This window comes from Cereibacter ovatus (assembly GCF_900207575.1).
GTDB lineage: Bacteria > Pseudomonadota > Alphaproteobacteria > Rhodobacterales > Rhodobacteraceae > Cereibacter_A > Cereibacter_A ovatus.
Genome location: NZ_OAOQ01000002.1, coordinates 180,423 through 194,294 on the forward strand (window position 1 = coordinate 180,423; position 13,872 = coordinate 194,294).

General features: G+C 66.4%; 15 protein-coding genes. 8 read left to right on the forward strand and 7 right to left on the reverse strand.

Features of this window, described 5'->3' with window-relative positions:
- Positions 1-56: 56 nt before the first annotated feature.
- Positions 57-644, forward strand: a complete 588-nt coding sequence (locus tag CRO07_RS03080) for a Hint domain-containing protein (RefSeq protein ID WP_097029219.1) — start codon at positions 57-59, stop codon at positions 642-644.
- Positions 645-772: 128 nt separating this feature from the next.
- On the opposite strand, the gene CRO07_RS03085 is transcribed toward CRO07_RS03080, so the two are convergent.
- Entirely contained in the window at positions 773-1,747 is a 975-nt protein-coding gene (locus CRO07_RS03085) for a hypothetical protein (RefSeq protein ID WP_097029220.1), read from the reverse strand.
- A 10-nt stretch (positions 1,748-1,757) separates the two neighbouring features.
- Positions 1,758-2,228, reverse strand: a complete 471-nt coding sequence (gene greA, locus CRO07_RS03090; RefSeq protein ID WP_176504475.1) for a transcription elongation factor GreA — start codon at positions 2,226-2,228, stop codon at positions 1,758-1,760.
- 281 nt (positions 2,229-2,509) lie between these two features.
- On the opposite strand from greA, the gene CRO07_RS03095 reads away from it, so the two are divergent.
- The 3 genes from CRO07_RS03095 to CRO07_RS03105 all read left to right on the forward strand — a co-directional run bounded on the left by CRO07_RS03095 (position 2,510) and on the right by CRO07_RS03105 (position 6,791).
- Positions 2,510-4,165: an electron transfer flavoprotein-ubiquinone oxidoreductase gene (locus CRO07_RS03095; RefSeq protein WP_097029222.1), complete on the forward strand. Its 1,656-nt coding sequence runs from the start codon at positions 2,510-2,512 to the stop codon at positions 4,163-4,165.
- Between the two features lie 96 nt (positions 4,166-4,261).
- Entirely contained in the window at positions 4,262-5,962 is a 1,701-nt protein-coding gene (locus tag CRO07_RS03100) for a tetratricopeptide repeat protein (protein WP_097029223.1), read from the forward strand.
- Positions 5,955-6,791 carry a 4-(cytidine 5'-diphospho)-2-C-methyl-D-erythritol kinase gene (locus tag CRO07_RS03105; RefSeq protein ID WP_097029224.1) on the forward strand — a complete coding sequence of 279 codons (837 nt, stop codon included), beginning with the start codon at positions 5,955-5,957 and terminating at the stop codon, positions 6,789-6,791. The genes CRO07_RS03100 and CRO07_RS03105 overlap by 8 nt, the downstream gene beginning before the upstream one ends.
- Positions 6,792-6,867: 76 nt before the next feature.
- Here CRO07_RS03105 and CRO07_RS03110 read toward each other — a convergent pair whose 3' ends face one another.
- Positions 6,868-7,869: a polyprenyl synthetase family protein gene (locus tag CRO07_RS03110; protein WP_097029225.1), complete on the reverse strand. Its 1,002-nt coding sequence runs from the start codon at positions 7,867-7,869 to the stop codon at positions 6,868-6,870.
- Between the two features lie 54 nt (positions 7,870-7,923).
- Between CRO07_RS03110 and CRO07_RS03115 the strand changes: the two genes are divergently transcribed.
- The 3 genes from CRO07_RS03115 to CRO07_RS03125 all read left to right on the forward strand — a co-directional run bounded on the left by CRO07_RS03115 (position 7,924) and on the right by CRO07_RS03125 (position 9,166).
- Entirely contained in the window at positions 7,924-8,139 is a 216-nt protein-coding gene (locus CRO07_RS03115) for a putative signal transducing protein (RefSeq protein WP_097029226.1), read from the forward strand.
- On the forward strand, positions 8,139-8,900 hold the full coding sequence (locus tag CRO07_RS03120) for a tRNA1(Val) (adenine(37)-N6)-methyltransferase (protein WP_097029227.1): 762 nt from the start codon (positions 8,139-8,141) through the stop codon (positions 8,898-8,900). Before CRO07_RS03115 ends, CRO07_RS03120 begins: the two co-directional genes overlap by 1 nt.
- 98 nt (positions 8,901-8,998) lie before the next feature.
- On the forward strand, positions 8,999-9,166 hold the full coding sequence (locus tag CRO07_RS03125) for a YdcH family protein (protein WP_097029228.1): 168 nt from the start codon (positions 8,999-9,001) through the stop codon (positions 9,164-9,166).
- A gap of 123 nt (positions 9,167-9,289) precedes the next feature.
- Here the strand turns inward: CRO07_RS03125 and phbB are convergent, their stop codons facing one another.
- The 3 genes from phbB to CRO07_RS03140 form a co-directional block, all read right to left on the reverse strand.
- Entirely contained in the window at positions 9,290-10,015 is a 726-nt protein-coding gene (phbB, locus tag CRO07_RS03130) for an acetoacetyl-CoA reductase (protein ID WP_097029229.1), read from the reverse strand.
- Between the two features lie 98 nt (positions 10,016-10,113).
- Entirely contained in the window at positions 10,114-11,289 is a 1,176-nt protein-coding gene (locus tag CRO07_RS03135) for an acetyl-CoA C-acetyltransferase (protein WP_097029230.1), read from the reverse strand.
- Between the two features lie 113 nt (positions 11,290-11,402).
- A complete protein-coding gene (locus tag CRO07_RS03140; RefSeq protein WP_097029231.1) occupies positions 11,403-12,230 on the reverse strand; it encodes an EAL domain-containing protein in 828 nt (275 codons plus the stop codon).
- 84 nt (positions 12,231-12,314) lie between these two features.
- Between CRO07_RS03140 and CRO07_RS03145 the strand changes: the two genes are divergently transcribed.
- Positions 12,315-12,893, forward strand: coding sequence for a DNA-3-methyladenine glycosylase I (locus CRO07_RS03145; protein ID WP_097029472.1), 579 nt, complete (start codon positions 12,315-12,317; stop codon positions 12,891-12,893).
- Here CRO07_RS03145 and CRO07_RS03150 read toward each other — a convergent pair.
- On the reverse strand, positions 12,890-13,828 hold the full coding sequence (locus CRO07_RS03150; RefSeq protein ID WP_097029232.1) for an L-threonylcarbamoyladenylate synthase: 939 nt from the start codon (positions 13,826-13,828) through the stop codon (positions 12,890-12,892). The genes CRO07_RS03145 and CRO07_RS03150 overlap by 4 nt on opposite strands.
- Positions 13,829-13,872: the final 44 nt, after the last annotated feature.

Sequence of the window (13,872 nt, forward strand, 5' to 3'; positions counted from 1 at the left end):
CGGTAAGCGGACCTTAATCGCTTGCTGCGAAGCTGATCCCGCAACGGGGGGCAGCCATGTATCTGGAAAAATTTACGGAATTTGCACCTGACCTGCGCTGGGCCGCGGGTCGGGCCGGCTGCTGTGCCTGCTTTCCCGCCGATGCGAATCTTCTGACGCCTTCGGGGGCGCGGCCTGCCGGCGATCTTCGCCCCGGCGATCCGGTCTGGACCCGCGACGGCGCCGCAGCCGTGGCCGAGGCGCGTGTCGGTCTGTTGCACGGCGAATCGATGGCCGGGGCAGACGACTGGCCCGTGACCCTTGCCGCCGATGCGCTGGGCGCGGGGGTGCCCGAACGCACGCTGGTCCTTTCGCCCTGGCACCGGATCTGCCTTGGCGGCTGGCAGGATGGGCCGGGCGCCGCGGATGAGGTTCTGGTGCCCGTTCATGCCCTGCTGAACGGTGCCGGCATCCGGCAATCGCCGCCCGTGGCATCGCGGCCGGTGGTGTGGCTTCTGTTCGACCGGCCGCAAGTCGTGCAGGTCGAGGCGTTGCTGGCCGAGGCCGCCGCCCGGCCGCGCCTGTTCGCCGATGCGCGGCGCGCGCCCGCGATCCGGCCGTATGCCGGGGCGTGGCCCGCGACAGGGCCGCTTCGGCGCGGGTGAGACCGTGCGGGCTGCCAGTCGACAGGGCTGCCCGCCAGACGCTTGGCGTCACGCGCACCCGGTGCGGAGAGTCAAAGGCGATGCAGCGGGGTAGCCCGCCAGACGCTTGACGCAATTCGCCCCGGTGGTCAGTCGAATGTGCCGGCGGCGCGGCCCAGCAGCATGAAGGCGCGGGCGGTGCGGGTGCCGGCAATTTCGGCAACCTCGGCGTCGGTGGCGCCGGTCTCGACCTGCGAGAAGGTCCGGTCGAACGCCCGCAGGAAATGGTGCGCCGCATCGCGGAACACCGGATCTTCGCGCATCTTGGTGGCGACCGCCGCCAGCGCGTCCTTGTCGTGGATGCCGCCCAGATCCGAGATCGTCCGGCCGCGCTCGCCCGCCGCAAAGCGGCGCCAGATTTCGGGGCGGGCACGGTCGGGGGCCAGATCCTCCATGAACAGGCCGATCTGGCTGAGCAGCGTCAACACATCTTCGGCCGCACGGATCAGCTTTTGCGTGGCGTGATCTTCCAGCGCGCGGCGCAGGGCGCGGAAGCCCGCCGCATCATCGGGGCTTTCGGGGAAGTTCAACGCCCGGATCAGGTCGGCCACCGACAGCGGCATCCGCATCCGGCGTGGCGCATCCAGCGCCAGCGCCGGCTGATCGTCCGGGCCGGCCTCGCGCCGGGGGGCGGTCGGTGCGGTGGCGGGCGGGTCAAGCAGGACATATTCCAGCTGCACCTCGGCCTGATGCAGGGCGGCCGCCAGATCCTCGACCCGCTTTTCCAGCGCCACGCGCGCCGCGCTGGCCTGCTGGCTGGCCAGATGCGCCTTGCGCATCGCGTCGACGGCCAGACCCAGACGCTCGTTTTCGGATCGCAACTGGCGGATGGTGCGCAGGATCAGCACCATCGCCACCGTGATCGCCAACGGCAGCGCGACCGCGACGATGGCCAGCGCATGGGCCCAGAACCCGCCGTCGCCGCCCACCAGCAGATGCAGCGCCACGCCCAGCGTCCAGACCAGCCCGATGCCGCCGGCAGCGGCCTCGACCGGGGTCATCGCAGCAAGCCGCTCGCGCGTGTAAAGCCCTACGCCGAGTGAGTTTTCCTGCGGCTCGGTCATGGCTCGGCCCTCAGATGAAGCGGACCGAGACCACCTCGTAGCCGCGCTCGCCGCCCGGGGTCTTGACCTCGATCGAGTCGCCCTCGTCCTTGCCGATCAGCGCGCGGGCCAGCGGCGAGCGGATGTTCAGCAGGCCTGCCTCGATATCGGCTTCGGCTTCACCCACGATCTGGTAGGTCTTTTCCTCTTCGGTTTCCTCGTCAAGGATCGTCACCGTGGCGCCGAACTTGATCGAGCCCGACAGCCGCGACGGGTCGATCACCTCGGCCAGCGACAGGATCGCCTCAAGTTCCTTGATCCGGCCTTCGATGAAGCTCTGCTTTTCGCGGGCGGCGTGGTATTCGGCGTTTTCAGACAGGTCGCCATGCTCGCGCGCCTCGGCGATGGCACGGATGACGGCCGGACGCTCCATGGTTTTCAGCGTCTTGAGTTCGTCGTCGAGCGTATTGAAGCCCGCGCGCGTCATCGGAATCTTTTCCATCGGCCTCACCCAGAAAAACAGAAAGCCACGGCCCGGTCGGGGCCATGACCTTCAGAGATTGTCTTGCCCGCACCCAAGCCGATGGGAACCGCAATTGCAAGAGCCACCTTGCCCGCCCGGCGGGCCACCGCGCAGTTGCGGCATTTGTCGCGGCATCGCGGCGGTCGGCGCGTGGCGTCATGATTGACCTTGCGCCATGCATGTTGCAGGAACGGTTGAATGTCTTAACCGCCCTTTCCAGCCCCGGGTGTTCCGCCCTACGCCCGCCAGAGGACCGCTTGATGACCGATCAGATCGCCCGCGAGCAGATGGAATACGATGTCGTGATCGTGGGGGCGGGGCCGTCGGGCCTGTCGGCCGCGATCCGTCTGAAACAGCTTGATCCCGATCTGTCCGTGGTGCTGCTGGAAAAAGGGTCCGAGGTCGGCGCCCATATCCTGTCGGGTGCGGTGCTGGACCCGGTGGGGCTGACCGCGCTGATCCCCGACTGGAAGGAAAAGGGCGCGCCGCTGAATACCCCCGTGGTCGAGGATCACTTCTTCCTGCTGACCGAGGCGGGGCAGACCATGCTGCCGTCCTGGCCGGTGCCCAAGTTGATGGACAACCACGGCAATTATGTCGTCTCGATGGGGAATGTCTGCCGCTGGATGGCAACCCAGGCCGAGGAACTTGGGGTCGAGATCTTCCCCGGCATGTCCTGTTCGGAACTGGTCTATGGCGATGCGGGCGAGGTTCGGGGCGTCGTCGCGGGCGAGTTCGGCAAGAATGCCGATGGCACCCCCGGCCCGAACTACGAGCCGGGAATGGAGCTTCTGGGCAAATATGTCCTGCTGGCCGAAGGCGTGCGCGGCTCGCTGTCGAAGCAGGTGATGGAAAAGTTCAACCTTCGTGACGGTTATGGCCCGCAGAAATACGGCCTTGGCATGAAGGAAATCTGGGAGATCGACCCCAAGAAGCACAAGCCCGGCCGGATCTGGCACACGATGGGTTGGCCGCTGGGCAAGAACGCAGGTGGCGGGTCTTTCATCTATCACGCTGAAAACAATCAGGTGTTCATCGGCCTTGTGGTGCACCTGAACTACGAGAACCCCCACCTCTATCCCTATGCCGAATTCCAGCGGTTCAAGCATCACCCGATGGTGGCCGAGCTGTTGAAAGGCGGCAAACGCGTGGCCTATGGCGCGCGCGCGATCAGCGAAGGCGGGATCCAGTCGCTGCCGAAGATGGTGTTCCCGGGCGGCGCGCTGCTGGGCTGTTCGGCCGGCATGGTCAACGTGCCGCGCATCAAGGGCAACCACAACGCGATGCTGTCGGGCAAGGCCGCGGCCGAGGCCGCCTTTGCCGCGATCAAGGATGGCCGGCAGGGCGACGAGCTGACCGCCTATGAAAAAGAGGTCCGCAAGGGGCCGATCGGTCAGGATCTGTGGAAGGTGCGCAACGTCAAGCCGATCTGGTCGCATCTGGGGCTTTATGCCTCGATGGCGCTGGGGGGGCTGGACATGTGGACGAACAGCCTGTTCGGCTTCTCGTTCTTCGGCACGATGAAGCACCACAAGACCGATGCCAAGGACACCCAGCCGGCGAAAATGTTCGCGCCGATCACCTACCCCAAGCCCGACGGCGTGCTGTCCTTCGACCGGCTGACCAACGTCGCCTTTTCGTTCACCAATCACGAGGAAAGCCAGCCCGCGCATCTGAAGCTGACAGATCCGTCGGTGCCGATTTCGGTGAACCTGCCGCAGTTCGCGGAACCCGCGCAACGCTATTGCCCGGCCGGCGTCTATGAGGTGGTGTCGGAAGCCGGCAAAGAGCCGCGGTTCGTCATCAACTTCCAGAACTGCGTGCACTGCAAGACCTGCGACATCAAGGATCCCAGTCAGAACATCACCTGGACCACGCCGCAGGGCGGCGACGGGCCGAACTATCCCAACATGTGACTGACATTTCCGCGAGCGGCGCCGTTCCGGCCGCGCCTGCATTGCCTTGGCCCGGGGCCAAGGCTAGCGTGGCGTGACACCCAAAGGCGAGATCCCATGGCGAAGCTTTTCACGCGCCCCCTTCTGGCCCTGGCCCTTGCGGGGCTGCTGCCCGCGGCGGCCCAGTCCCAGGATGGCGACCCCGGCGCCTATCTTGCGGCCCGTGTGGCCGGCATCCACAGCGATTACCGCGCTGCGGGCGAATGGTATACCCGGGCGCTTCTGGCGGATCCGTCCAATCAGGGCCTGATCGAAGGCGCGCTGATCTCGGTCTTTTCGCTGGGCGAGATCGAAAAGGCGGTGCCGCTGGCCGAACGTCTTGCCGCCGATGGGGCGCAAAGTCAGCCGGCGCGGCTTGTGCTGCTGGCCGACCGGGCGCGGCGCGGCGATTTCGCGGCCATTCTTCAGGGCGGCGCCTCCGGGCTGGGGCCGCTGGTCGACCGGCTGGCCGCCGCCTGGGCCGAGTTCGGCGCCGGCCGCATGTCCGAGGCGCTGACCGCCTTCGACCAGCTGGCCGCAGCCGACGGGTTCGAGCCCTTCGGCCTGTATCACAAGGCGCTGGCCCTTGCCGCCGCCGGCGATTTCGAAGGCGCCGACAAGATCCTGTCCGGCGGCGACGGCAACGGCTTGCGGGTGATGCGGCGCGGCTCGATCGCACATGCGCAGATCCTTAGCCAGCTGGACCGCAACGCCGCCGCGGTCGAGATGCTGGATCGCAGCTTCGGCACCGATGCCGATGCCGGGATCGACGCGCTGAAGGCGCGGCTGATCGCGGGCGACACGCTTGACTATGACGTTGCGCGCAACGCCACCGAGGGCATGGCCGAGATCTTCTTCCTTCTCGCCGGCGCGCTCAGCGGCGAGGTCGACGATGGCTCGACCCTGCTTTACGCCCGCACCGCGACCTTCCTGCGCCCCGACCACACCGAGGCGCTGCTGCTGTCGGCGCAGCTTCTGGCCGGTCAGGCCCAGCACCAGCTTGCGTCGGAAACCTATGCCCGCATCCCGCCAACGGACCCGATGTATTTCGTGGCCGAGATCGGCCGCGCCGAAAGCCTGCGCGCCGATGGCCGCACCGATGCCGCGTTAGAGGTGCTGCAAGGGCTGGCCCGCAGCCGGGGCGATCTGATGCAGGTGCATCTGGCGCTGGGCGATGCCTTGCGCCGCGAGGAACGCTATGCCGACGCCGTCAGCGCCTATGACGCGGCGCTGGCGCGGGTGGAAAAGCCCGAAAGCCAGCACTGGCCGCTGTATTACAGCCGCGGCATCTGCCACGAACGGCTGAACCAGTGGACCGAGGCCGAAGCCGACATGCGCCGCGCGCTGAAGTTGAACCCCGACGAGCCGCAGGTTCTGAACTATCTTGGCTATTCCTTCGTCGACCGAGGCGAGAATCTGGACGAGGCGCTGGGCATGATCCAGCGCGCCGTTCTGGCCCGGCCCGACAGCGGCTATATCATCGACAGCCTTGCCTGGGCCTATTTCCGGCTTGGCCGCTATCAGGATGCGGTGGTGCCGATGGAAAAGGCCTCGCTGCTGGAACCTGTCGATCCGATCGTGACGGACCATCTGGGCGATGTCTACTGGGCGGTGGGGCGCAAGCTGGAAGCGCGCTTCCAGTGGCGCCGTGCGCTGTCCTTCGATCCCGCGGAAAAAGAGGCCGAGCGTATCCGCCGCAAGCTGGACGTCGGTCTGGATGCGGTCCTTGCCGCGGAAGGTGCCAAGCCCCTCGCAGTTGCCGAAAGCAAGAATGACTGAAGCCTTCGCCCAAGCCAAGATCAACCTGACCCTTCACGTCACCGGACAGCGCGCCGACGGCTATCATCTGCTTGATTCGCTGGTGGTGTTCGCCGCGGTTGGCGACACCGTCCGGGCCGAACCCGCCGACCGCCTGACGCTGGAGATTGTCGGTCCGCAGGCCGGCGCGCTGCCGGTGGCCGACGACAATCTGGTGCTGCGTGCCGCCCGTGCGATGGGCGGGCAGGGGGCGCGGCTGACGCTGGACAAGCGGCTGCCGGTGGCCTCGGGGATCGGGGGCGGATCGGCCGACGCCGCGGCTGCGCTGGTGGCGCTGGCGGCGCTGTGGCAGGTGCCGCTGCCTGCCCCCGCTGCGGTGCTGAAGCTGGGCGCCGATGTGCCGGTCTGTCTGGCCGGGCGTGCGGTGCGGATGGGGGGCGTGGGCGAGGTGCTGACCCCGCTGGATCATCCCTTGCCCGCGGCCTGGATGGTGCTGGCCAATCCCGGCGTCTCGGTGCCGACGCCGCCCGTGTTCAAGGCGCTGACGCGGCGGGACAACCCGCCGATGCCCGATGTCTTGCCCGCATTTGCATCGGCCGCGGATCTGGCCGCCTTTCTGGCGACCATGCGCAACGATCTGGAAGCCTCCGCCATCGCCCTTGCGCCAGACATCGCCCGGACGAAACAGGCGCTGGCCGCGCTGCCCGGCTGCCTTCTGTCGCGGATGTCGGGATCGGGCGCCACCTGCTTCGGCCTGTTCGCGGATGAAGGCGCCGCCCGCGCCGGTGCGGCCCGCCTTGCCGCGCAGGAACCGGGCTGGTGGGTGGAAGCGGCCCGGATGACCGGCTGATCACATAGGACGGATCGGGCATATGAAAAAGGCGGGCGCCGGGCCCGCCTTTTCATTTGTTCCGGGCAGCCTCCGCTCAGGCGATCCGTTCGACCACGAAATCCGCCAGATCGTGCAGCATGTCGCGCAGCGGGTGTTCCGGCAGCTTGGTCAAAGAGGTGCGGGCGACATCGACCCAGTGCAGCGCATCGGCGCGGGCGGCCTCCATCGCGCCATGGCGGGCCATGATCGCATGGGCCTCGGCCAGATCGCCGTCGCGCTGGTCGCCCTTTTCGATCACGCGAACCCAGAAGTCGCGTTCGGCCAGATCGGCCTTCGCCACCGCCTTGATGACCGGCAGTGTCAGCTTGCGTTCGCGGAAGTCGTCGCCGGTGTTCTTGCCGATCTGTGCATCGACCCCGCCGTAATCCAGCAGGTCGTCGACGATCTGGAACGCGATCCCCAGCGCATCGCCATAGGCGTGCAGCGCATCGACCTGTTCCTGCTCGACGCCCGCGATCACGCCGCCGACCTCGGTCGCGGCGGCAAACAGCGCCGCAGTCTTGCCGCGCACCACTTGCAGATAGATGTCCTCGGTCGTGCGCAGATCCTGCGCCGCGGTCAGCTGCAACACCTCGCCTTCCGAGATCGTGGCCGAGGCATTGGCCAGAATGTCCATCACCCGAAGCGAGCCGGTCTCGCACATCAGCTGAAAGCTGCGGGCGAACAGATAGTCGCCGACCAGAACCGAGGATTTGTTGTCCCACAGAAGGTTGGCCGTGGGCTTGCCGCGGCGGCGGTGGCTTTCGTCCACCACATCGTCATGCAGAAGCGTGGCGGTGTGGATGAATTCGACCGTGGCGGCCAGATGGACGTGATAGGGCCCGCCATAGCCGCACATCCGCGCCGCCGCCAGCGTCAGCAGTGGGCGCAGGCGCTTGCCGCCGGCCTCGACCAGATGCGCCGTCACCTCGGGGATGCGGGGGGCGTGTTTCGACGCCATCCGTTCGCGGATCAGCGCGTTGACGGCCGCCATGTCCTCGGCCAGCCAGCTGGCCAGCCGCTCGTGCGGTTTTTGCGAAACCTCGTCCAATGCCATCCCGTTCCTGCAACCTGCTCGACAAACCGAAGCGTTGCCGACAATGTCCCCGCCATGAAGGAACTGCTGCGCACGACCGACCCGACGATCATCGCTTTCGCAACCGCGCTCCTTCAGGGCGAGGATATAGACGCCTTTCCGGTGGACGTCCACATGAGCGTCCTTGAAGGCTCGATCGGCATATTGCCGCGGCGTCTGTTTGTCCCGGAAGCGGATTGGGCGCGGGCCTGCCGGGTGATGGCCGACAACGGTATCGAGACCACGCCCTGATGTTCGGCCCCGACGATCTGACCGACGACGGCTTTCTGGGTGGCCGGCTGCGGGTATGGCAGCCGCGGCGCGGCTATCGCGCCGCCACTGATCCGGTGCTTCTGGCCGCCGCCGTGCCCGCCCGCCCGGGGCAAACCGTGCTGGAGCTGGGCTGTGGTGCGGGTGTGGCAAGCCTTTGTCTGGCGTCGCGGGTTCCGGGGCTGCATCTGTCGGGTCTGGAGCTGCAACCCGCCTATGCCGCCCTTGCGAGGGGCAATGCGGCGCGCAATGGGCTGTCGCTGACCGTGGTCGAGGGCGATCTGACCGAAATGCCGAAAGATCTGCGCCACAGTTTTGACCATGTGATCGCGAATCCGCCCTATTATCCGGCGGGCGGTGGCACCGGGGCGGCCGATCCGGGGCGCGAACGTGCGCTGCGCGAGGAGACGCCGCTTTCCCTGTGGGTCGAGGCGGCGGTTCGCAGGTTGGCACCCCGCGGCATTTTGTCGCTGATTCTTGGGGCGGATCGCCTGCCGGATGCGCTCTCGGCCCTTGATGCGCGCATGGGGTCGACCGTGGTGTTGCCTTTGCAGGCGCGGCCGGGGCGGGGGGCGAAAAGGGTTATCCTTCAATCCCGCAAGGGCGGTCGCGCGCCTTTCCGGCTTCTGGCGCCCTTCGTGCTGCATGAAGGCGCCCAGCACGAGGGCGACCGAGACAGCTTTACCCCCGCCGCGGCCCACATCCTTCGGGACGGTGGCGCGCTCTCGCAGGGGTTGTGCTGATCCTTGGTGGAACACCGCCAAAGCATCCGACTTTGCGTGACACGACTCGTCCTTTGTGATGAACTGATGACACTCGGATCATGCACAGGAGGACGAGAATGACTGTCGCTTCGCATCTGCAGGAACTGCGCCGCAAGCACGAGTGGCTCTCGGAAAATGTAGAGAAAGCTCAGCGAAACCCTGCCACCGACCCCCTCAAGATCTCCGAGATGAAGAAACAGAAACTGAAGCTAAAGGAAGAAATCGCGCGGCTGTCCGACGCCTGACGCGAATCGGCGCTGGCGAGGGCCGCCAGCGCCTGTGCCAAGGGCCTAAACCTTGGGTTGAGTTCCCGACATCAACAAAAGGCACGCGCGGAGGGTTTCCGCGCGGCCCCGCCCTGCAAGGCATCAGGCGAAATACTGGCCGCCGTTCGCAGTGATCGTGGCGCCGGTGATGAAGCCCGCATCGTCGGCGGCAAGGAACACCACGCAGCGCGCGATTTCCTCGGGTTCGCCCAGACGGCCGACCGGGATCTGCGGGATGATGCGTTCGTTCAGAACCTTTTCATCGATGGCGCGCACCATTTCGGTGCCGATATAGCCCGGGCAGATCGCGTTCACGGTGATGCCGGCGCGTGCGCCTTCCTGCGCCAGCGCCTTGGTAAAGCCCAGATCGCCCGCCTTGGCCGCCGAATAGTTGGCCTGACCCGCCTGACCCTTCTGGCCGTTGATCGACGAGATGTTGATGATACGGCCGAACTTGCGGTCGCGCATCCCGTTCCAGAGCGGATGGGTCATGTTGAACAGGCCGGACAGGTTGGTGTCCATCACCTCTTTCCACTGGTCGCGGGTCATCTTGTGGAACATCGCGTCGCGGGTGATGCCGGCGTTGTTGACCAGCACGGCCACCGGGCCCAGATCGGCCTCGACCTTGGCGATGCCCTCGGCGCAGGCGTCGTAATCGGCGACGGACCACTTGTAGGTCTTGATGCCGGTCTCGGCGGTGAACTTGGCGGCGGCCTCGTCATTGCCGGCGTAATTGGCGGCGACGGTATAGCCCGCGTTCTTCAGTGCGATCGAGATCGCGGCGCCAATGCCGCGCGACCCGCCGGTGACCAGAGCAACTTTCGACATGATTCCTCCTCAGCAAGACTGCTTGTGAAAGACTGTTATCCAAATGAAACAGGAGGCGCAATAAAATTGCGCCCCCATTTTCTGCATCTGCGAAAGGATCAGGGGCGTTCCAGGCACATGGCGACGCCCATGCCGCCGCCGATGCACAGGGTGGCAAGGCCACGCTTGGCGCTGCGGCGGTTCATCTCGAACAAGAGCGTGTTCAGGATACGGGCACCCGAGGCGCCGATCGGGTGGCCGATGGCGATGGCGCCGCCGTTCACGTTCACGATCGACGGATCCCAGCCCATGTCCTTGTTCACCGCGCAGGCCTGCGCGGCGAAAGCCTCGTTCGCCTCGACCAGATCCAGATCGCCGACCTTCCAGCCGGCCTTTTCCAGCGCCTTGCGGCTGGCGTGGATCGGGCCGACGCCCATGATCGACGGATCAAGCCCGGCCGTCGCATAGGATGCGATCCGCGCCAGCGGGGTCAGGCCGCGTTTTTCGGCTTCGTCCGCGCTCATCACCAGAACCATCGCCGCGCCGTCGTTGATGCCGCTGGCGTTGGCCGCGGTCACGGTGCCATCCTTGGCGAAGGCGGGGCGCAGCTTGGCCATCGCGTCCAGTGTGGCGCCGTGGCGGATGTATTCGTCGGCATCCACAGTTACATCGCCCTTCCGGGTCTTGATGACGAAGGGCACGATCTCGTCGACGAACTTGCCGGCCTTCTGCGCGGCCTCGGCCTTGTTCTGGCTGGCGACGGCGAATTCGTCCTGCATGTCGCGGCTGATCTGCCACTGGTTGGCGACGTTTTCGGCAGTCTGGCCCATGTGATAGCCGTTGAAGGCATCCCACAGCCCGTCCTTGATCATCGAATCGATGAAGCTGAGATCGCCCATCTTCTGGCCAGCGCGCAGATGCGCGACATGGGGGGCAAGGCTCATGTTTTCCTGCCCGCCGGCGATGACGATGGCGGCATCGCCCAGTTGCACATGCTGCGCCGCCAGCGCGACCGAGCGCAGCCCCGAGCCGCAGACCTGATTGATGCTCCAGGCGGCGCTTTCCTTGGGCAGGCCGGCGCGGATATGGGCCTGACGGGCCGGGTTCTGGCCCTGACCGGCGGTAAGGACCTGGCCGAGGATGGTCTCGCTCACGTCGGCCTTGTCGATGCCAGCGCGGGCGATCACGGCTTCGATCACCGCCGCGCCCAGTTCATGCGCGGGCGTGTTGGCGAAGGCGCCGTTGAAACTGCCCACGGCGGTGCGCGCCGCCGAGACGATTACCACGTTGGTCATGTCGTTCCTCTCCCTTGTGCCGGCAGAGGGGCTTCTCCGCCGCTACGCAGAAATTTTCGTAAGCACCGCGGGGGGCAAGCGCAAGATGTTTGCGCCAAGGACGTGACGCAAGGTCAGGCGGTCATCATGGCGCTGTCCGTGCTCCATAGCGGTTGGGTGCGCGGGGCGCCGAACAGATAGCCCTGCATGCAATCCACCCCGGCCTGACGCAACCATTCCGCTTCCTCGGCGGTTTCGACCGATTCCGCGACGGTAAACATGTCGAAGTGGCGCGCGACCGACAGCATCGCCTGCGTCAGAACCTGATTGTCGGGGTCGGAATGGATGTTGCGGATGAACTGGCCGTCGATCTTGATGATGTCGAAGAAGAAGTCCTTCAGATAGCGGAAGGCGGTGAACCCCGCCCCGAAATCGTCCAGCGCGAACGAGATCCCTTCGCGCTGCAACTCGTCCATGAAGGCCACGACCAGTTCGGGCACCTGCATGGCCGAACTTTCCGTGATCTCAAGGATCAGCCGCGTGCCCACCCTGGGGTTCGATCGCAGCCCGGCATGAAGCGTGGACATCCAGCGCGTATAGCCGATGGATCGCGCCGACATGTTGATCGACAGCCGCAGCCCCGGGTTCCGTGCCAGCGCCGTCAGCCCCATCTGAAGCGAGGCGCAGTCGATCAGCCGGCCCAGTTCCTGCATTTCCACCGCCGCCATGAAATCGCCCGCGGGGATGGTGCGGCCGGTTTCATCCAGCACACGGATAAGTCCTTCGTGGAAGATGGTCTTTTTCGTATCCTTGGTCAGAACCACCGGCTGCCAGGCCAGAAGCAGCCGGTCGGCATGAAGCGCCTGTTCGACCATGCGCATGGTCTGGCGATCAATCTCGCTGATAGCGAAATCAAGCGGGCTGCCGATCATGGTCGTATCCAGCCTGCGTTCCTGTCCCATGCTTTACGCCTTCTGCGAGCGAATCCGATGACAGATTGCCATCATGAGAGTAAACTCAAAGTGAACTTTCGGATTGATATTCCTTTGGATGTGACCCCCATCCGTTGTGCATGGTGCGGAAGCGACCCGCTTTATGTCGCTTATCACGATTGCGAATGGGGAATGCCCGAACGCGATCCCCGTGCCTTATGGGAAAAACTGATGCTGGACGGGTTTCAGGCCGGCCTGTCATGGATCACCATTCTTCGAAAACGCGAGGCATTTCGTGCCGCCTTTGCTGGCTTTGATCCCGCCATCATTGCCCGCTGGGGTGAGCCCGAGGTCGCCCGCCTGCTGACGGACGCCGGCATTGTGCGCCACCGTGGCAAGATCGAGGCCACAATCGGCAATGCCCGCGCCTTTCTGGCGATCGAGGAGCGGGAAAGTTTTTCGGATTTCCTGTGGCGGCATGTGGATGGCCGCCCGGTGCAGAACCGCTTTGCCGCCATGTCCGAGATCCCGACCGAAAGCGCCGCTGCCCGGGCCCTCTCCAAAGACCTGAAGGCACACGGGTTTCGCTTTTGCGGGCCGACGATCACCTATGCCTTCATGCAGGCCACGGGCATGGTGAACGACCATCTCGTGACCTGCATGGCGCACGACCGCTGCGCCGCGCTGGGCTAGGGGCGGGGCGCCGCCGCCCGCCGCAGCCTGTCGTTGATCGCGCGGCCAAGGCCCTTTTCGGGGATCGGCGCCACCGCCAGCGGGCGGTCCAGCCCGTCGGCTTCGCGCAGCATGTGAAACAGGTTCGCCGCCGCCTCGACCAGATCGCCCGAGGGCGACAGGTTCAGATCGCCCCCCGAAGGCCCGAAACCCAGAAAGGTCTCGTCCGGCTTCGGCGCCTGCACCCCCAGCCGCACCGCTACCCCCGGCGCATAATGCGAGGCCAGCTGACCCGGCGCGCTGGGCCGGGCGGCATCGCCGCCGGTCAGGATCGGCTGGCCCAGGCAATCTTCCAGCGCCTCGACCGGCAGGCCACCGGGGCGCAGCAGGCGGGGCGGGCCGTCCAGCCCCAGAATCGTCGACTCCACCCCCACCGCGCAGGGGCCACCATCCAGAACCGCCTCGATCCGGTCGGAAAGCCCGTCCAGCACATGGGTGGCGCGGGTCGGGCTGACCCGGCCCGACGGATTGGCCGAAGGCGCGGCCACCGGCCCGCCGAACGCCCGCAACAGATCGCGCGCCAGGGGATGCGCCGGCACCCGGATCGCGACCGACCCCAGCCCCGCCGTCACAAGGGGCGACAGTGGCGCCTGACCCAGCGGCAGCACCAGCGTCAGCGGCCCGGGCCAGAACGCGGCCGCCACCCGTTCGGCCGCGGCATCGAACCGGGCATAGTGGCGGGCGGTATCCAGATCCGGCAGATGCACGATCAGCGGGTTGAACCGCGGCCGGCCCTTGGCCTCGAAGATCCGCGCCACCGCCCGGTCGTCGCGCGCATCCCCGCCCAGGCCGTAGACCGTCTCGGTCGGGAAGGCGACAAGGCCGCCGCCGGCCAGCAGGCGGGCGGCCTCGGCGATCCCTTCGGGGGTCGGGGCAAGCAGGCGGGTCTTGGTCATCTGTGACGCAGCGTTGAGCTTGAGGATGGGGGCGGGTAGGGTAG

Coding starts and splice junctions, on each gene's coding strand:
- CRO07_RS03115 (WP_097029226.1), top strand. CDS start 7,924: ATGAAGGAACTGCTGCGCACGACCGACCCGACGATCATCGCTTTCGCA.
- CRO07_RS03120 (WP_097029227.1), top strand. CDS start 8,139: ATGTTCGGCCCCGACGATCTGACCGACGACGGCTTTCTGGGTGGCCGG.
- CRO07_RS03140 (WP_097029231.1), bottom strand. CDS start 12,230: ATGGGACAGGAACGCAGGCTGGATACGACCATGATCGGCAGCCCGCTT.
- CRO07_RS03110 (WP_097029225.1), bottom strand. CDS start 7,869: ATGGCATTGGACGAGGTTTCGCAAAAACCGCACGAGCGGCTGGCCAGC.
- CRO07_RS03135 (WP_097029230.1), bottom strand. CDS start 11,289: ATGACCAACGTGGTAATCGTCTCGGCGGCGCGCACCGCCGTGGGCAGT.
- CRO07_RS03105 (WP_097029224.1), top strand. CDS start 5,955: ATGACTGAAGCCTTCGCCCAAGCCAAGATCAACCTGACCCTTCACGTC.
- CRO07_RS03125 (WP_097029228.1), top strand. CDS start 8,999: ATGACTGTCGCTTCGCATCTGCAGGAACTGCGCCGCAAGCACGAGTGG.
- CRO07_RS03095 (WP_097029222.1), top strand. CDS start 2,510: ATGACCGATCAGATCGCCCGCGAGCAGATGGAATACGATGTCGTGATC.
- CRO07_RS03150 (WP_097029232.1), bottom strand. CDS start 13,828: ATGACCAAGACCCGCCTGCTTGCCCCGACCCCCGAAGGGATCGCCGAG.
- phbB (WP_097029229.1), bottom strand. CDS start 10,015: ATGTCGAAAGTTGCTCTGGTCACCGGCGGGTCGCGCGGCATTGGCGCC.
- CRO07_RS03100 (WP_097029223.1), top strand. CDS start 4,262: ATGGCGAAGCTTTTCACGCGCCCCCTTCTGGCCCTGGCCCTTGCGGGG.
- CRO07_RS03080 (WP_097029219.1), top strand. CDS start 57: ATGTATCTGGAAAAATTTACGGAATTTGCACCTGACCTGCGCTGGGCC.
- CRO07_RS03085 (WP_097029220.1), bottom strand. CDS start 1,747: ATGACCGAGCCGCAGGAAAACTCACTCGGCGTAGGGCTTTACACGCGC.
- greA (WP_176504475.1), bottom strand. CDS start 2,228: ATGGAAAAGATTCCGATGACGCGCGCGGGCTTCAATACGCTCGACGAC.